The 17118-nt window shown below is 66.0% G+C and carries 13 protein-coding genes; 6 read left to right on the top strand and 7 right to left on the bottom strand.

Features of this window, described 5'->3' with window-relative positions; all coding sequences use genetic code 11:
* Positions 1-196 precede the first annotated feature (196 nt).
* Both GQO94_RS08350 and gltX read left to right on the top strand, forming a co-directional pair.
* Entirely contained in the window at positions 197-1852 is a 1656-nt protein-coding gene (locus tag GQO94_RS08350) for an NAD+ synthase (protein ID WP_156840694.1), read from the top strand.
* Positions 1853-1897: 45 nt separating this feature from the next.
* The gene (gene gltX, locus GQO94_RS08345; protein ID WP_156840693.1) at positions 1898-3232 is read left to right on the top strand and encodes a glutamate--tRNA ligase; all 1335 of its coding nucleotides are present in this window, start codon (positions 1898-1900) and stop codon (positions 3230-3232) included.
* A 249-nt stretch (positions 3233-3481) separates the two neighbouring features.
* On the opposite strand, the gene GQO94_RS08340 is transcribed toward gltX, so the two are convergent.
* The 3 genes from GQO94_RS08340 to GQO94_RS08330 form a co-directional block, all read right to left on the bottom strand.
* Positions 3482-4264: a 3-hydroxybutyrate dehydrogenase gene (locus GQO94_RS08340; protein ID WP_156840692.1), complete on the bottom strand. Its 783-nt coding sequence runs from the start codon at positions 4262-4264 to the stop codon at positions 3482-3484.
* An 11-nt stretch (positions 4265-4275) separates the two neighbouring features.
* Positions 4276-5421 (bottom strand): DUF3734 domain-containing protein, encoded by a 1146-nt coding sequence (locus tag GQO94_RS08335; RefSeq protein ID WP_156840691.1) that lies wholly within the window; start codon positions 5419-5421, stop codon positions 4276-4278.
* A 129-nt stretch (positions 5422-5550) separates the two neighbouring features.
* Positions 5551-8298: a [protein-PII] uridylyltransferase gene (locus tag GQO94_RS08330; RefSeq protein WP_156840690.1), complete on the bottom strand. Its 2748-nt coding sequence runs from the start codon at positions 8296-8298 to the stop codon at positions 5551-5553.
* 244 nt (positions 8299-8542) lie between these two features.
* On the opposite strand from GQO94_RS08330, the gene lgt reads away from it, so the two are divergent.
* From lgt to GQO94_RS08315, 3 genes are read left to right on the top strand one after another with little or no spacing between them, the layout of a single operon-like run.
* A complete protein-coding gene (gene lgt / locus GQO94_RS08325) occupies positions 8543-9409 on the top strand; it encodes a prolipoprotein diacylglyceryl transferase (RefSeq protein WP_198045902.1) in 867 nt (288 codons plus the stop codon).
* Positions 9406-10458 carry a class I SAM-dependent methyltransferase gene (locus GQO94_RS08320; RefSeq protein WP_156840689.1) on the top strand — a complete coding sequence of 351 codons (1053 nt, stop codon included), beginning with the start codon at positions 9406-9408 and terminating at the stop codon, positions 10456-10458. The genes lgt and GQO94_RS08320 overlap by 4 nt, the downstream gene beginning before the upstream one ends.
* A gap of 3 nt (positions 10459-10461) precedes the next feature.
* Complete coding sequence (locus GQO94_RS08315; RefSeq protein ID WP_156840688.1) at positions 10462-10950, top strand: DUF2306 domain-containing protein; 489 nt, start codon at positions 10462-10464, stop codon at positions 10948-10950.
* 20 nt (positions 10951-10970) lie between these two features.
* Here the strand turns inward: GQO94_RS08315 and GQO94_RS08310 are convergent, their stop codons facing one another.
* The 4 genes from GQO94_RS08310 to gyrB form a co-directional block, all read right to left on the bottom strand.
* Positions 10971-12728 carry a bifunctional metallophosphatase/5'-nucleotidase gene (locus GQO94_RS08310; protein ID WP_156840687.1) on the bottom strand — a complete coding sequence of 586 codons (1758 nt, stop codon included), beginning with the start codon at positions 12726-12728 and terminating at the stop codon, positions 10971-10973.
* 98 nt (positions 12729-12826) lie between these two features.
* Positions 12827-13489 (bottom strand): hypothetical protein, encoded by a 663-nt coding sequence (locus tag GQO94_RS08305; RefSeq protein WP_156840686.1) that lies wholly within the window; start codon positions 13487-13489, stop codon positions 12827-12829.
* 271 nt (positions 13490-13760) lie between these two features.
* Positions 13761-14144 (bottom strand): metallopeptidase family protein, encoded by a 384-nt coding sequence (locus tag GQO94_RS08300; protein WP_232332833.1) that lies wholly within the window; start codon positions 14142-14144, stop codon positions 13761-13763.
* 20 nt (positions 14145-14164) lie between these two features.
* Positions 14165-16702: a DNA topoisomerase (ATP-hydrolyzing) subunit B gene (gene gyrB / locus GQO94_RS08295; RefSeq protein ID WP_156840684.1), complete on the bottom strand. Its 2538-nt coding sequence runs from the start codon at positions 16700-16702 to the stop codon at positions 14165-14167.
* A gap of 71 nt (positions 16703-16773) precedes the next feature.
* Here gyrB and GQO94_RS08290 point away from each other — a divergent pair, with 71 nt between their 5' ends.
* Positions 16774-16926: a hypothetical protein gene (locus GQO94_RS08290; RefSeq protein WP_156840683.1), complete on the top strand. Its 153-nt coding sequence runs from the start codon at positions 16774-16776 to the stop codon at positions 16924-16926.
* Positions 16927-17118: the final 192 nt, after the last annotated feature.

Here is a 17118-nt window from a genome sequence, read left to right as displayed (position 1 = left end):
CTCCCAACAGTCCTGCTGATCCCGCTTCGCCACCTCGGCGGGAAAGACCGACAGGCCCCACGCCTCCCGCTGATCCCGGGGGGTTTTGTTTTGTCCGTTTGCCGCTCGGGGCAAGGGATCGAACCGGGTCGAAGCAAGTTTCGCAGGCGCAGTAAAATCGATTGCAACCGCAAAAGCCAATGGGCATCACCCGGCCATGCCCGATACCCTGAAGATCACCCTGGCGCAGCTCAATCAGTCGGTCGGGGATGTCGGGGGCAATGCGGCCGGCGTGCTCGCCGCGCGCGAAAAGTCGAAGTCGTCCGATCTGGTGGTGTTCCCCGAACTCCACCTCATCGGCTATCCGCCCGAAGACCTGGTGCTTAAGCCCTCGCTGATCGAGCGGGCCGCAGCGGAGCTGCAGGCGCTGGCCCAAGCTACGGCGGACGGTGGCCCGGCAATGCTGGTCGGCTCCGCCTTCGTGCTCGACGGCGCGCTCCATAACGGCGTCGCACTGCTCGACGGCGGCAAGGTCGCCGCCGTCCGGCTCAAGCACGAGCTGCCCAATTACGGCACGTTCGACGAAGTCCGCCTGTTCCAGCCCGGCCCGCTGCCCGAGCCGGTGGTGGTGCGCGGAACGATGATCGGCGTGCCGATCTGCGAGGATATCTGGCGGCCCGAAGTGTGCCGCCACCTCGCCGATTTCGGTGCCGAGATGTTCATCTGCATCAACGGCAGTCCTTACGAGATCAACAAGGAAGCACTGCGCATCGAAGGCGTCGCCAAGCGCCGCGCGGTCGATACCGGGTTGCCGCTAATCTACCTCAACCGCGTCGGCGGGCAGGACGAACTGGTGTTCGATGGCGCCAGCTTCGTGATCAACGGCGATGGCGGCCTCGCCGTGCAGCTCCGGGACTGGGAAGAGGAGCTCCACGAGACGAGCTGGACCAAGACCGCCCAGGGCTGGCGCTGCGATCGCGGCGCGCTTCACGATCTCGCGACTCACCCGGAGGACATCTATTGCGCCATGGTCCTGGCGCTGCGCGACTATGTGGAGCGCAACGGCTTTCCCGGCGTCGTCCTGGGGCTTTCGGGCGGGATCGATTCGGCGCTGTGCGCCGCGATCGCAGTCGATGCGCTGGGCGCCGATCGTGTCTGGACGGTGATGCTGCCGTCGCGCTTCACGGCGCGCGAAAGCCTAGACGACGCCGCGGCCTGCGCCGCCGCGCTGGGCTGCCGGCACTCGGTGATCCCGATCTCGTCCGCTGTGGGTGCCTTCGATGCGATGCTGGAAGACAGCTTCGCCGATCGCGCGCCCGACCTGGCCGAGGAGAACCTGCAGTCCCGCATTCGCGGCGTGACGCTGATGGCGCTGTCCAACAAGTTCGGGCCGATGCTGCTCTCGACCGGCAACAAGAGCGAGCTGAGCGTCGGCTATGCCACGATCTACGGCGACATGGCGGGCGGCTACAATCCCCTCAAGGACGTCTACAAGCAGACGGTGTTCGCCTGCGCGAAATGGCGCAACCGCCATCGCCCGCGCATCGGCCTCGGCCCCGAAGGCGCAGTGATCCCCGAACGGATCCTGCTGCGCCCGCCCAGCGCCGAACTTCGCGCCGACCAACGCGACGATGACAGTCTGCCGCCTTACGACGTGCTCGATCCGATCCTGCTCGGTCTCATCGAGCACGACAAGAGCGTGGCGCAACTGGTTGCCGACGGCTTCGAGCGCGAGACGGTCGAACACATCGAGCGCCTGCTTCACGGCGCCGAATACAAGCGCCGCCAGTCCGCACCCGGCGTCAAGCTCACCGCACGCAACTTCGGCCGCGATCGCCGCTACCCGATCACGCACGTTTTCCGGAGCAGTTAGCAACGCGCTTTTGACCTCGGGCGAGGCGCGCCCTAACGCGGCGGGATGACCGTCGTCACACGCTTCGCGCCGTCGCCTACCGGGCATCTCCATGTCGGCAACATCCGCACCGCTTTGCACAACTGGCTGCTCGCCAAGCAGGCAGGAGGGCGCTTCGTCCTGCGCATCGACGATACCGATGTCGCGCGAAGCCGCGAGGACTATGTCGAGGCGATCCGCGACGATCTCGCGTGGCTGGGAATCGCGCCCGAAGCCGAGGAGCGGCAATCGGAGCGGTTTGCGCTCTACGAGGCGGAATTCACTCGTCTGGGACAGGCCGGGCGGATCTATCCGTGCTGGGAAACGCCGCAGGAACTCGAGCTTCGGCGCAAGGTCCTGCTTGGACGCGGGCTGCCGCCGATTTACGACCGCGCGGCCTTGGCGCTCACCGAGGAAGAGCGCGACGCCAAGATCGCCGCGGGCGAGCGTCCGCACTGGCGCTTCCTGCTCGACAACACCCAGGTGATCGAGTGGGACGACGGCATTCGCGGGCCCCAGCACTTCGACCCGGCGCAGCTCTCCGATCCGGTGATCCGCCGCGCCGACGGCTCGTGGCTCTACATGCTGCCCAGCGTGATCGACGATATCGCCATGGGCGTGACCGACGTGCTGCGCGGCGAGGACCACGTCTCGAACACCGCGGCGCAAGTGCAGATGTTCGAGGCGCTGGGCCACGAGGCGCCGCGCTTCGCGCACGAGGCGCTGCTGGTGGGGACCGAGGGCAAGCTGTCGAAGCGGCTGGGCTCACTCGGGATCGCGCATTTCCGCGAAGCAGGGATCGAACCGCAGGCGCTGGTCGCGCTGCTGGCGCGGATCGGGACGTCCGATCCCGTCGATCCCGCGCTTAGCCTCGAGGAGCTGGCCGCCAGCTTCGATCTGTCGCGCTTTGGCCGCGCACCGGCGCGGTTCGACGAAGCGGAGTTGGAGCGAGTCAATGCCGCCGTGGTCCACGCGCTGTCGTTCGACGCGGTGGCGGATCGCCTGCCCGAGGGTATGGACGAAGCGGCGTGGGAAGCGGTGCGACCCAATCTCGCGCATGTCGGCGAGGCGGCGGACTGGTGGCAAGTGGTCACGGGCCCCGTCGAACAGCCCGAGTTCGACACCGAGACGCGCGCCTTTCTCGCCGCCGCTGCCGAGACGGCTGAAACCATCGGCTGGGACGAGGATCCTTGGCATGCGCTGACCGGCGCGCTCAAGCAGGCGACCGGGCGCAAGGGCAAGGCGCTGTTCCTGCCGTTGCGGCAGGCGCTGACCGGGATGGATCACGGGCCCGACATGAAAGCACTGCTGCCGCTGATCGGGCGCGAGGCGGCGGTCAGCAGGTTGCGCGCGGCGGGATAGGTTGCTGCGAGCGGTCGCGGCCGATCTGGCAACCGCTCCCTGCGTTCCATTCGTCATTCCCGCGAATGCGGGAATCCAGTTGCGACGCCTGTCAAAAGCGCAGGTGGCCGGTTGCATTGTCCCCGGCCGACGGGGCCACAGATGCTGCAGCGATCAGCGATGCGGGTGCCCGCCGCGCTGGATTCCCGCGTTCGCGGGAATGACGAAGGGGTGTGGTGGATGGGGGAGGGCGCAGTGCCCTCCGGCCACTCAGTTCATGTACCAGCCGTGGCTTGCGACCAGCGATTGCCCGGTCAGCGCGTTGGTTTCGAAGGCGGCGAAGAACAGCGCGACTTCGGCGATGTCCTCGACCGTGGTGAACTCGGTGTCCACCGTCTGGCCGAGCATGACCTTGCTCACCACCTCGTCTTCGGAAATGCCGAGTTCCTTGGCCTGCTCGGGGATCTGTTTGTCGACCAGCGGCGTCTTGACGAAGCCGGGGCAGATCACGTTGGTGCGCACCCCCTTCTTGCCGCCTTCCTTGGCGATCACGCGCGACAAGCCCATCAGGCCGTGCTTGGCGGTGACATAGGCGCTCTTGAGCGGGCTCGCCTCCTTCGAATGGACCGAGCCCATGAAGATGATCGATCCCGCGCCCTTGGCATACATGTGCGGCAGGCAGGCCTTGGACGTGAGGAAGGCGCCGTCGAGGTGGATGGCGAGCATCTTCTTCCAGTCGGCAAAGGCATAGTCCTCGACGGGATTGACGATCTGGATGCCCGCGTTGGAGACCAGCACATCGACCCCGCCCCAGGCGTCGACGACCTTCTGCACGCCGGCGTTGACCGCATCTTCGCTGGTCACGTCCATCTCGACCGCCATCGCTTCGGTGCCGTAGGTCTTGGCAATCTCGTCGGCGGCGGCCTGCGCGGCGTCCATCTTGATGTCGGCGATCGCGACTTTGCCGCCCGCCTTGGCGTAGCGATGGGCGATGGCATTGCCGATGCCGCTGGCGGCGCCGGTGATGATGCAAGCCTTGTCCTTCAGTGTCATGTCCGTGCTCCTTAGCAGCCCCCATTCGGGTGGTGACGTTCGCCGGTCAGATCGAACGTCACGATTTCGTCGGACCGGCACGTGCGGTTGCGCCAGTCCGGATGTTCGAGCGAGAACCGCGCGTCCTCGAGACCGGCCTTCCAGTGATCGCGAACCGTCATGCGAGAGAATTCGTAGTCCTTCGAATTCGATTCGTAGGTATCGCTGCGGTTGATCAGATGCAGGATCGACACCGCGCCGGGCGAGCGGTTCGCCAGGAGCACGCCGAGATCCGCGTCCTCGCGCAATTCGGGCGGCAGTTTCTCGGCGAGGCGCCGGGCCGCGGCGCGCAGTTCCTGCATCCGCTTCGACAAGTCCGTGTTCATTCGGGTCCGGCTGGAATAGCGGATGTCCTTCTCGCGCTGGAACACGTCGGCCATCGTGCGCGGTACGGTGCCGCGCGCGCTGAACAAATCGACCTGATAGACTGCCATGTCGTCGGCCGAGCGCTGGTCGAGCACGTATTGCAAGGGCGTGTTCGAGACCAGCCCGCCATCCCAGTACCATTCGCCGTCGATTTCGATCGGGGGAAAGCCCGGCGGCAGTGCGCCGCTCGCCATCACGTGTTCGGGGCCGATCTCGCGCTCGCGATTGTCGAAATAGACGAAGTTGCCGGTCATCACGTTCACCGCGCCGACGCTGAACCGCATCGGGCCATCGTTGAGCAAGTCGAAATCGATCAGATCCAGCAACGTGCGGCGCAGCGGCGTGGTGTCGTAGTAGCTGAGCGACGAGAAGTCCGCCGGCCACTCCGGCGGAAGCTGCGGAAAGCGCGGGTGGAAGAAGCCGGGAATGCCGACCATGGCGGCCAGCGCCGCCGAGGTCTCGTTGAAGGCGCGCCGCGCGAAACCGAGCGGCTCGTCGAGCTTGAAGAGCAGTTCGGAAGAGACCTGGTCCCAGAACTCGCGCAGCCGCTTGACGCGCTGGCCGACCGGATTGCCGGCAATGATCGCGGCGTTGATCGCGCCGATCGAAATGCCTGCCACCCAGTCCGGGCGGCAGTGCTCCTCGACCAGCCCTTCGTAGACGCCGGCCTGATACGCCCCCAGCGCGCCGCCGCCTTGGAGTACCAGAACCGTCATCAGCCGGTTGTCAATCGTTGCGCCTGCATCGGCCATAAGCCCGGCCTGTCCTTCGCTATTGTGCAATGCAGCATAAATGGGGCAGGCGCGTCGCGATGCAAGCCCGCACAGCGCATGCGCGGCGCGCACCGGCGATGAGGTGCTGCGCGCGGCGCGCCTGTCGGTTCACGCGGCCGTGGCTTCCTGCATCGATTCGGCGGCGGCTTCGAGCAGGCGCCGTTCGAGCTCCTTGATCCGGTTGCTCGACGTGATCTTCCCGCCCAGCAGATCGGTGACGTAGAAGGTGTCCGCCGCCCGCTCGCCATAGCTCGTGACATGCGCGGAGTTGATGATCAGCTTGGAATCGAACAGCGCATACGCCAGCCGATTGAGCAGCGCCGGACGATCGCGCGAGTTGACCTCGATCACGGTGAAGCGGTTGGAGGCATCGTTGTCGAAGAAGACGCGCGGGCGGACTTCGAACGCATCGGTGCGCGGGCGCGGATCGGGGCGCGCGAACAGCTGATTGAGCAGCTTGACCCGATTGGCGAGCGCATTCTCGATCGAGGTGCGGATCCGGTCCATCTGCGCCCCTTCGCGGAAAGGACGGCCGAGCGGGTCCTGCACCAGGAAGTTGTCGATCGCACGGCCCGAACGCGTGGTATGGATGCGCGCGTCGATCACGTTGCCCCCGGCGAGGTGGATGCCTCCGGCGATGCGGTAGAACAGGCCGGGATGGTCGGACCCGATCACGGTCACCAGCGTGGCGCCGCGCGCGGGATAATATTCGGTCGCGATCGTCAGCGGTTCGGTGCCCGCCCGCTCGAACTGGCCGAGATTGCGGGCGATCACGTCGTCGGGTTCGGCGATCCAGTAGGCGTCGCCCATTTCCTCTTCGTAGCGATCGACCAGTTCCTGGTCGCTGCCGAGCAATTCGCGCACCGCCGCCTTCTTGACCGCGACTCGCCGGTCGCGCCCGTGCTGGGCATGTCCCAGCCGCAATCGCTCTTCGGTCACGGCGTAAAGTTCGCCGATCAGCTGGCGTTTCCAGCTGTTCCAGGTGCCGGGGCCGACCGCGCGAATGTCGACGATGGTCAGCAGCGTGAGGTTGCGCAGCCGGTCGAGCGACTGGACCAGCGCGGTGAAGTCGCTGATCGTCTTGAAGTCGGACAAGTCGCGTTTGAAGGCGGTGGCGCTCAGCTGCAAGTGCTGGCGCACCAGCCAACTCACGAGCTCTGTCTCTTCCGCGTCGAGACCGAAGCGCGGGCACAGCTTGAGCGCGATCTCGGCGCCCAGCACCGAATGGTCTCCGCCGCGTCCCTTGGCAATGTCGTGCAGCAGCACCGAGACGTAGAGCGCGCGGCGCGAGGCGATCTTGTGAACGATCTCGTGGGCCAGCGGATGGTCCTGCGCCAGTTCGCCCCGCTCGATCCGCGAGAGCAGGCCGATCGCGCGGATCGTGTGCTCGTCGACGGTGAAGTGGTGATACATGTCGAACTGCATCTGCGCGTTGACGCGGCCGAACTCGGTCACGAAGCGCCCGAATACCCCCGCCTCGTTGAACCAGCGCAGCGCGCTTTCGGGATCGTTGCGGCTGGTGAGGAGCTGGAGGAACAGCTCGTTGGCGCGCTTGTCCTTGCGGTGCTTCTCCTTGATCAGCGGAGCATCGCGGTTGATCAGACGCGTCGTTTCGGGATGGATCTCGAGCCCTTCGGCATCGGCGATCACGAAGATCTCGATCAGCCGGATCGGATCCTTGCGGAACCAGTCGTCGTTCGGCGCGCCGATGCGGCCGCCGAACACCTTGTAGCCTTTGACCGTGCGCGTCTTCTGCCGGAACCCGGCGAGCAAGCCGCGTACGGGCCGGCGCGCGAACTGCTCGTCGAGCTGCGCCAGGAACACCCCGGTAAGATTGCCGACGATCTTCGCCTGCAGGAAAAAGTACTGCATGAACCGCTCGACCGCGCTCTTGCCGGGGCGATCGGCGTAATTCATCCGCGTCGCGACTTCGCGCTGCAGATCGAAGGTCAGCCGGTCTTCGGGCCGGTTGGTGATCGCGTGCAAGTGGCAGCGCACCGCCCAGAAGAAGTTTTCGGCGCGGCGGAAGGCGCGATATTCCTTCTGCGTGAGCAGCCCCGCGCCGACCAGTTCGGACGCATTGCGCACCTGGTGGATGTATTTGCCGATCCAGTAGAGCGTGTGCAGGTCGCGCAGCGAGCCCTTGCCTTCCTTGACGTTGGGTTCGACCACATAGCGGCTGTCGCCCATCCGCTTGTGCCGTTCGTCGCGCTCGGCGAGCTTTTCGGACACGTACTGGCGCTCGGTCCCGGCGACGACTTCGGCCCAGAAGCGCTGGCGTGCTTCCTCGTAGAGGTCCTGATCGCCCCAGACGTAGCGCCCTTCCAGCATCGCGGTGCGGATCGTCAGGTCCGAACGCGACATGCGCACCATGTCGTCGAGCGAGCGGCTCGAATGGCCGATCTTGAGCCCCAGATCCCACAGGATGTAGAGCATCGCCTCGATCACCTGCTCGCACCAGGGGGTGTTCTTCATCGGCGTGAGGAAGGCGATATCGACGTCGGAATGCGGCGCCATCTCGCCGCGCCCGTAGCCGCCGACCGCCATCAGCGTCAGCCGCTCGCCGGTCGAGCGATTGCCCGAAGGATAGACATGCGTGACGACGTAATCATGGATGACGCGGAGCAATTGATCGGTCAGGAACGCCTGCGCTTCGGCCATCTCGTGGCCGGCGGTCGGCTTTTCGACCAGCCGACGTGCGATCTCCTTGCGCCCCGCCGCTTGCGCCTCGCGCAGCAGCTCGACGACCTTCTGGCGCCCCTTCTTGCCGTTCGCTTCGGCCAGAGCGGTGATGCGCGCGGTCAGATCGCGGCGATCGATGACTTCGCGCGGGGCCCGGATACGGATGACGCTCATGGCGCAAATAACAAGGTTTGATCTCTCCCGTCCGCCGCGGCACCGACCGCAGCGCTTGCAGCTTCGTTCCGGGAGAACTTAGGGATTGCAGTCGGATCTGAAAACCCGGCGGAAAAAGTGGCGACCTGCCGGGCGAGCCGCGACCATCGCACTATGATCGCATCGCATGCTGTGCCATGAGGCCGGTCGTCGCCGCGCACCGCGGGGATTGTCAGACCGATCGTTTGCGAGGATTTCCTTGTTGATGCTTTCCGCCGCGGCAAGTGTCGCCGGTTCCCAGCCGATCCATTGGGTCGATCTCGGCCTCAAGAACGGGATCGATCTCGGCTTCTTCACGCTGCGCTACTACTCGCTCGCGTATCTCGCGGGCATCGTGCTGGGGTACTGGCACCTCACGCGCATGATCAAGGCGCCCGGCGCGCCGCTGGCGCAGCGCCATGCCGACGATCTGTTCTTCTACTGCACGCTCGGCATCATCCTGGGCGGACGGCTCGGCTACGCCACCTTCTACGCGCCCGAGCTCTGGACTCATCCCGGGCAGCTCGTCGCCCTGTGGAACGGCGGAATGAGCTTTCACGGCGGCCTGATGGGCGTGCTGATCGCGATCGCCTACGTATCGTGGCGCGGCGGCCTGAACTTCATTCGCGTCGCCGACTACATTTCGGTCTGCGTTCCGTTCGGGATGATGTTCGGGCGGCTCGCCAATTTCGTGAACGGCGAATTGTGGGGCCGAGTGACCTCGCCTAGCATGCCTTTCGCGATGATCTTTCCAGACGATCCGCTGCAACTGCCGCGCCATCCCAGCCAGCTTTACGAAGCGGGGCTCGAAGGGCTCGCGATGATCGTGATCATGCTGCTGCTGTTCTGGAAAACGCGAGCGCGCTACCGGCCGGGCTTGATGGTCGGCGTGTTCACAACCGGCATCGCCTTTGCCCGCTTCTGCGTCGAATTTTTCCGCGAACCCGATGCGCAGCTGCAGGAATTCGCCGCGCGCACCGGGCTTTCGATGGGGCAGTGGCTGACGATTCCGCTGATCCTGCTCGGTCTGGCGATGGTGGCGCGCGCGCTGATACGCCCGCCGCTCGCTGCGGGACGCCCGTCGCCGGCATGACGGAAGGTCACGAGCCCCTCGCGACCATCTTCCGGCGGCTGATCGCCAACTACGGCCCGATCACGATCCAGCACTTCATGGGCGAATCGAACGCCCGGTACTACTCGCAGCGCGATCCGCTGGGCGCCTCTGGCGACTTCATCACCGCGCCCGAGATCAGCCAGATGTTCGGCGAGCTGATCGGGCTGTGGCTGACCGACATGTGGGTCAATGCCGGGCGGACGACGCCGGTGCACTACGTCGAGCTGGGTCCGGGGCGCGGCACGCTGGCGCGCGACGCGCTGCGCGCGGCGAAGCGCTACGGACTGGAGCCGACGGTGCACTTCGTCGAAAGCTCGACCGCGCTGAAGGACCTGCAGCTGACCACGGTGCCGCAGGCGCACTGGCATGCCGACTTGTCCACCGTGCCGCCCTATGGCCCCGTGCTCATCGTCGGCAACGAATTCCTCGATGCCTTGCCGATCCGCCAGCTGGTGCGCACCGCGCAAGGCTGGCGCGAGCGGATGGTCGCTTGCGAGGAGGATCGCTTCGTCGCCATCGCCGGGGACAAGCCGATGGAAGCGGCCGTGCCGGAAACTCTGCGCGAGGCACCCGAAGGCACGCTGATCGAAGTCAGTCCGGCAGCAGCCGCAGTGGTCTATGAAATCGCGGGACGGCTGGTGGATCAGGGCGGCGCCGCGCTGCTGATCGACTACGGCCACGATCACCCCCGCACCGGCTCGACGCTGCAGGCCCTGCGCGAACACCGCAAGGTCGAGCCTTTCGCCATGCCGGGCGAGGCCGATCTGACCGCGCACGTCGATTTCGCCGCGCTAGCCGCGGTCGTCCAGGCCCGCGGCGCGACCTGGTTGGGCACGACCACCCAAGGCCAGTTCCTGCGCCAACTGGGCATCGAATCGCGCGCCGACAACCTGACCCAGTTCGCGCCCGAGCATCGCGATGCGATCCACGCAGCGATGGAGCGGCTGATCGGGGAAGGGCAAATGGGCGCATTGTTCAAGGTGATGGGCATCGCGGCGCCGAACTGGCCCGGCGGCGCCGGGTTCTAGGCGATGGCGGGCAAGGCTATCTCGTGGGCGCCCGACCGCATGGAAAAAGCCCTGGGCCTGCTGGCGCTGATCATGCTGGCCTGCATCGTGACGGCCGTCCTGCGCGGCTCGGCGGACTGGTCGAAGCTACCCGCCGTCGTGTGGTTCCATCTCGCGACGATCTGCCTGCCGCTGGCTCTGACGCCGGTGCTGATGTGGTCGCCACGCGGCACGGTCCGGCACCGCACGCTCGGCTACGTCTGGGTCGCGAGCATGGCGGCCACCGCGATCGACAGCTTCTGGATCCGATCGGGCGACGGCCGCCTCGGCCCGATCCACATCCTTTCGACGGTGACGCTGCTCCTGCTCGTCCTGCTCCTCGTCAAGGCGCGGCGCCACCAGGTCTCGGGGCATCGGACGACGGCGCGCGGCCTCGTCATCGGTTCGCTGCTGATCGCGGGGTTCTTCACCTTTCCCTTCAACCGACTGCTGGGGCGCTGGCTGCTGGGCTGAAGTGTGGCTCGCGAGGCCCGTCAGTCGGGCTTGTCCAGCCGCACCGTCCGGTTTTCCTGCGGAACCTCGCGCACCGGCACCGCCGCGATCCAGGATTGCAGCGCATCGATGTCGACCGGGCCGAGCACGCGGTCGGTGCCCTTGGTGAAGGTTGCATAGCCATCGCCGCCGTCGGCGAGGAACTTGGCCATCGTCACCCGATAGCGCGCCTGCGGATCGAGCGGTTTGCCGTCGAGCATGAGCGAAAGGACGCGGCTGCCTGCGGGCCGCGCCATGTCGTACGTCACCACGAAGCCGCGCGAGGGGGCGAGGACTTGCTGCGCGCCGTCGTCGTCCAGCCCTTCTTCGAACGCGGCACGGATCTGTTCGCCGGTCACGGTCATCGTCATCAGCTGGTTGTTGAAGGGCTGTACCGCATAGGCCTGCCCGAACGAGACCGAACCGTCCGCTGTCGGAACGAATGCCGCGCGGATGCCGAAGGGATTGGTACAGGCAATCACCGCGCCTTCCGACTGGGTCGCGGCAAGCTGCGCATCCGCGATCAGGTTGCCCAGAACCCCGCCCGTGTTCGCTTGCAGGCTTCCCGGCTTCTCGGCAGGCCCTGAGAGCTTGCCGATCGGCGCATCGGCGAATGCGCGCGCGGCCGCGACGTACTTGCCGACATAGGCCGCGACATCCGCGCGCGGCGCGAAGCGCGGGACCCGATCGGTGTTCTCGACCACACCGCGTCCGCCGCTATAGCCTTCGGACTGCACGATGACGTTTTGCGCCTGTTTCGAAAGCACGCGATCGGTTGCCGGATCAATCGTGAGCGTGATGTCGGTGACGAGTTCGCCGTAGACCCCGGCGCTGGTCAGGAGCAGCGGACTTGTCCTGCCTGCGCCGGCGTATTCACAGACATAGGACCAGTGGGTGTGTCCCGATACGACCACGTCGACTCGCGGGTCGAGGCGGTCGAGGATCGGCACGATCTCGTCGCTCAGGCCGTCGCAGCCGTTCGGGTTCTGGCCGGTGGTTCGGCCGCCCTGATGGATCAGCACGACCACCGCATCGGCGCCTTGTGCCTTGAGCAGCGGTACCGCGCGATTGATCGCGTCCGCCTCGTCGCCGAAGGTCAGCCCGCGCACCGCATCGGCGGACACCAGCAGCGGCACGCCCTTGAGCGAGAGACCGACGAAGCCGATCGTCACCTTGCGCGCGCCTTCGCCGAACGACTTGATCCCGGTGGCCGGAAACAGCGTTTTGCCGTCAGCGGTAAAGGTGCTGGCCGAAAGGTATTTGAAGTTGGCGCCGGGGAAGGGCTCGATCGCGCACGGCGCGCGGGTGGTGTGCTTGTCGCAGCCGCCGTTCTGCAGGCGCTTCAGCTCGGCCTGACCACGGTCGAATTCGTGATTGCCGACCGCGTTGAATTCCAGGCCGATGCGATTCATCACCCCGACCGCCGGCTCGTCGAGATAGAGCGAGGAGGCGATCTGCGAGGCGCTGGTAAGGTCGCCCGCGGCGACCACCACGGTGTTGGCGTGCTTCGCCTTGATGCTGTCGACCGCCGACGCGAGCCAGGCCGCGCCACCTGCCGGAACGACGATCTGCCCGCCCATGCCGTCAGGAGCCATGACCGCGGCCTTGGGCGGCTCCAGCGCGCCGTGAAAATCGTTGATCGCGATCAGGCCGACTTCGACGGGTTCGGTATTCGCCTGATCAGGGGACCGAAGGGCAGTCTGCGGCGTGGCGCAGGCCGCGACGAATATCGCGAGGGCGAGCGGGAGAATGCGCTTCATGTCGCCAACCTATCGCCGGAAGTTGTGACGGCAGCAAGACTTTGCTGGGCCGAAAGCTCACACCGGGCGGGCGGCGAGGCGACGAGGTCGCACCCAAGTCAGCGCGTGCGGCGATAGACGCCGGAGAAGCTAACGTTGGCGCCGCCGCATTGGCGGTTGTCGCCCGCGATCAGGAAATCGCCAAGCAGGGTGAAATCGATCTCGCACAGGCCGTCGTCGGAATAGTGCGCGCGCTGGCCGGCGGGCTCGATCGTCCCGTCGATCTCGCCGATGTGGACGGAAGGATAGCGCTCGGTCGGCTCGGGCCCCGGCCAGAACGCCGTGCCAGTGACGCGCAGTGCGCCATTGTCCGGCTCGATGGTGACTTCGGGATTGCCGTCGCTGCTCCAGTCGCCTTGCCATTGGGTGAGCGGCGGATTGGTCGGATTGGGCAGCAGCTCGACCTGACGGCTCGGGATCCAGCCCGCGGTGCCGCCGGACGGCGAAGGGTAAAAGGCACAGACGAAGCCTTCGTACGTACGGTTGATGATCACGACGTCGCCCGGCACGACATAGGAGCGGGTTCGGCAGTCGGCGCCGCCCCAGGGGCAGCCATCCATGTCGTCCTGAAAGAAGGCGCGCTCGGTTCCGCCGATACGGGCAAGCGCGAAGGGCGGTTCGCTGGGGAACAGACCGTTACGGCACATCGCGTTGTCTTGCGCTTGCGCGGTGGCGCTGCCGAACGCCAGCAGCAGTGGAACGATCAGGAAACGAAGCGACATCGCGAGACTCCAGCGGCGGACGGGCGGCAGGGTAAGAGCGGATAGGGGGCTGCGCAAAGCGCGTTACCTGCGGCGGACAGTGCATCATTTCGGGATTGGCGCGCAACGCGTGGCCCATTGTCCCCCCGCCACACACAAACCCGTCGCCCTGAACTTGTTTCAGGGTCCATCTCGCATCGCAGACCGACGGCGCGGGAGGGAGGGATGGATGCTGAAACAAGTTCAGCATGACGGTTTCGGGGCGGTGCGGGGACCCGCAAGCCGAAGCCGCCTAGCGCGCCTCGTCTTCGAGCGCGTGCATCTGTGCGTCCGAAAGGCCGAAATGGTGGCCGACTTCGTGGATCACCACGTGCGCGATGAGGTTCTCAAGCGTGACACCGGTCTCGCACCACTCGGCCAGCAGCGGCTGGCGGTAGAGCGTGATCACCGGCGGCAGTTCGCCCGGCGCGAAGCTGTCGCCTTCCGCAAGCGATCGTCCGTGGTAGAGCCCGGTCAGTTCCCAAGCGGTTTCGAGACCCAGCGCCGCGAGCGTCTCTTCATCCGCGAATTCGGCAATGGTAACGCGAATGCCTTCCAAGTGCCGCGCGAACGGCTCGGGAATGCGCGCGAATGCGCGGAGCGCAAGCGCTTCGAAGTCCGTTGCGGAGGGCGCCATGCCGACCGGCATCGCGCGGCTCAGACGTCGAGGTTGGCGACGTTGAGCGCGTTGTCCTGAATGAATTCGCGGCGCGGCTCGACGACGTCGCCCATCAGGCGGGTGAAAATCTCGTCGGTAATGTCGGCATCCTCGACTTTCACTTGCAGCAGGATGCGATTGTCGGGATCGAGCGTGGTTTCCCACAGCTGCTCCGCGTTCATTTCGCCCAGACCCTTGTAACGCGCGATCGACAAGCCCTTGCGACCCGCCCCGAGCACGGCGTCGAGCAGTTGCGTCGGGCGCGTGATCAGCCCTTCACCCGAAGCCGGACGGGTGACGGCGGCCTCGGCGGCTTCTTCGCCTTCACCCTCGATCTCGTCGGTCTCGGGCGCTTCGGTGCCGGCGCGAACGAAGCGTGCCGCGCCCGAATAGACTTCGGCGTGCTCGGCCGCGAGGCGGGCCAGCTTGCGCGCCTCGGCGCTGGTGAGGAAGGCCGCCTCGACCGGGAAGGCATCGGTCACGCCGCGCCACACGCGGTCGAGCCGGACCGACCCGTCTTCGAGCATATGGCCGGTCCAGCGCGCTTCGGGGTCACCGCGCTGGAGCCATTCCGCCGCGCGCGTCATCGCCTGGGTACGCGCCTCTGTATTCAGGTCGGGATCGAACACGCCGGCCAGCGCCATCGCCTCGATCACCGCCATGTCGTAACGCCGCGGCACGAAGCCGAGCAGCGCCCGCACGCGCAAGGCGTGCTCGACCAGCGAGGTCAGTTCGATGCCGCCGCGAGCGCCGCCCGGCGCTTCGAGCACGCGACCGGACGTACCCGCCTCGACCAGGTAGCGATCGAGCGCGGCCTGGTCCTTGAGGTAGACTTCCGAACGGCCCTTGCCGACCTTGAACAGCGGCGGCTGGGCGATGAACAAGTGCCCGGCGCGGATGATCTCGGGCATCTGGCGGTGGAAGAACGTCAGCAGCAAGGTGCGGATGTGCGCGCCGTCGACGTCGGCGTCGGTCATGATGATGATCTTGTGATAGCGCAGCTTGTCGAGATTGAAATCGTCGCGGATGCCGGTGCCCATGGCCTGGATCAGCGTGCCGACTTCCTTCGACGAGATGATCCGATCGAACCGCGCGCGCTCGACGTTGAGGATCTTGCCCTTCAGCGGCAGGATCGCCTGAATCTTGCGATCGCGCCCCGACTTGGCCGAGCCGCCGGCCGAATCGCCCTCGACCAGGAACAGTTCGGACTTCGCAGGATCGCGCTCCTGGCAGTCGGCGAGCTTGCCGGGCAGGCTGGCGATGTCCATCGCGCCCTTGCGCCGTGTGAGTTCGCGCGCCTTGCGCGCCGCTTCGCGCGCGGCGGCGGCATCGATCACCTTCTGGATGATCGACTTGGCGATCGCCGGATTCTCTTCGAGCCATTCGGTCATCTTGTCGCTCATCAGCGATTCGAGCGGCTGGCGCACTTCGGAGGAGACCAGCTTGTCCTTGGTCTGGCTGGAAAACTTGGGGTCGGGCAGTTTGACCGAAACGATCGCGGTCAGCCCCTCGCGCATGTCGTCACCCGAAAGCGTGACTTTCTCGCGCTTGAGCATGCCCGAACGTTCGGCATAGCCGTTGAGCGTGCGCGTCAGCGCGGCACGGAAGGCCGCCAGATGCGTGCCGCCGTCGCGCTGCGGGATGTTGTTGGTGAAGCACAGCACGTTCTCGTAATAGGAATCGTTCCATTCCAGCGAGACCTCGATGCCGATCCCGTCCTTGTTCGCGCTGATCGCGATCGGCTCGGGCATCATCGCCTGCTTGTTGCGATCGAGGAACTGCACGAAGGCGCCGATCCCGCCCTCGTAGAACAAGTCGTGCTCTTTGATCTCCTCGTGGCGACGGTCGCGCAGCAGGATCCGCACGCCCGAATTGAGGAAGGCGAGTTCGCGGTAGCGGTGCTCGAGCTTGTCGAAATCGAACTCGAGGACGTTCTTGAAGGTGTCCTCGCTCGCCTTGAACGTGACGCGCGTGCCCTTCTTGTAGCCGTTTTCGTCGGCATTGCTGTCGACCTTGGGGGCCTCGCCCCGGATCACCAGCGGCCCGACGGCATCGCCGTGCTCGAAGCGCATCCAGTGCTCCTGGCCGTCCCGCCAGATGGTGAGCTCGAGCCATTCCGACAGCGCGTTCACCACCGAAACCCCGACCCCGTGGAGCCCGCCCGAAACCTTGTAGGCGTTGTCGTCCGAGGTGTTCTCGAACTTTCCGCCGGCGTGCAGCTGAGTCATGATGACTTCGGCGGCCGAAACGCCTTCTTCCTTGTGAATGCCGACCGGAATGCCGCGCCCGTTGTCTTCGACCGAGACCGAACCATCGGGATTGAGCTCGATCAGAACGAGGTCGCAATGCCCCGCGAGAGCTTCGTCGATGGCATTGTCCGAGACCTCGAACACCATGTGGTGCAGCCCCGACCCGTCATCGGTATCGCCGATGTACATGCCGGGCCGCTTGCGGACCGCGTCGAGCCCTTTCAGGACCTTGATGGATTCCGCGCCGTAGACGTTGGCGTTCTTGGTGTTTTCAGGAGTCTCTGCCATGTCCAGCATATAGGGTCGCAAGGGGGTAAACCCAAGCAAAACCGGGCGTAAGTGCGTCCTTTTCCACCGCTTTGCCGCGCGTAGCGCAATCGGGCCATGCGAAGACCGAAGTCTTCCGGCTCTGGGCGGCGACCGCGGCGATCCTCTCGATCGCGGCCATTGTCGGCAGTATCGCGCTGGACGGCGTGCGCGCCTTCTGGCTGGGGCATGTCGGCGGCGGATGAACTTGCTTCAGCGCAAACAGAAAAGGCGGCCAATCATGGCCGCCTTTTCAGGTCCGCCGGGCGGATCGTTGTCAGGCGAGGGTCAGCGCGAACGCGAGTACCTGCGTGCCCAGAGCCGCCGCGGCGACGGCCGCTTTCTGCAGCATGGTCATTGTCTTGGTTCCTTTGGAGTGAGTGCGAATCGCTCGATGC

The organism is Novosphingobium aquimarinum, from assembly GCF_009746585.1.
GTDB lineage: Bacteria > Pseudomonadota > Alphaproteobacteria > Sphingomonadales > Sphingomonadaceae > Novosphingobium > Novosphingobium aquimarinum.
This window is presented reverse-complemented; position numbering and strand designations above follow the sequence as displayed.

Bases quoted from the DNA above. Each gene is read 5' to 3' on its own strand.
- gyrB (WP_156840684.1), bottom strand. From the start codon at position 16,702: ATGGCAGAGACTCCTGAAAACACCAAGAACGCCAACGTCTACGGCGCG.
- GQO94_RS08310 (WP_156840687.1), bottom strand. From the start codon at position 12,728: ATGAAGCGCATTCTCCCGCTCGCCCTCGCGATATTCGTCGCGGCCTGC.
- GQO94_RS08305 (WP_156840686.1), bottom strand. From the start codon at position 13,489: ATGTCGCTTCGTTTCCTGATCGTTCCACTGCTGCTGGCGTTCGGCAGC.
- GQO94_RS08335 (WP_156840691.1), bottom strand. From the start codon at position 5,421: ATGGCCGATGCAGGCGCAACGATTGACAACCGGCTGATGACGGTTCTG.
- GQO94_RS08315 (WP_156840688.1), top strand. From the start codon at position 10,462: ATGGCGGGCAAGGCTATCTCGTGGGCGCCCGACCGCATGGAAAAAGCC.
- GQO94_RS08320 (WP_156840689.1), top strand. From the start codon at position 9,406: ATGACGGAAGGTCACGAGCCCCTCGCGACCATCTTCCGGCGGCTGATC.
- GQO94_RS08300 (WP_232332833.1), bottom strand. From the start codon at position 14,144: ATGGCGCCCTCCGCAACGGACTTCGAAGCGCTTGCGCTCCGCGCATTC.
- gltX (WP_156840693.1), top strand. From the start codon at position 1,898: ATGACCGTCGTCACACGCTTCGCGCCGTCGCCTACCGGGCATCTCCAT.
- GQO94_RS08350 (WP_156840694.1), top strand. From the start codon at position 197: ATGCCCGATACCCTGAAGATCACCCTGGCGCAGCTCAATCAGTCGGTC.
- lgt (WP_198045902.1), top strand. From the start codon at position 8,543: ATGCTTTCCGCCGCGGCAAGTGTCGCCGGTTCCCAGCCGATCCATTGG.
- GQO94_RS08340 (WP_156840692.1), bottom strand. From the start codon at position 4,264: ATGACACTGAAGGACAAGGCTTGCATCATCACCGGCGCCGCCAGCGGC.
- GQO94_RS08330 (WP_156840690.1), bottom strand. From the start codon at position 8,298: ATGAGCGTCATCCGTATCCGGGCCCCGCGCGAAGTCATCGATCGCCGC.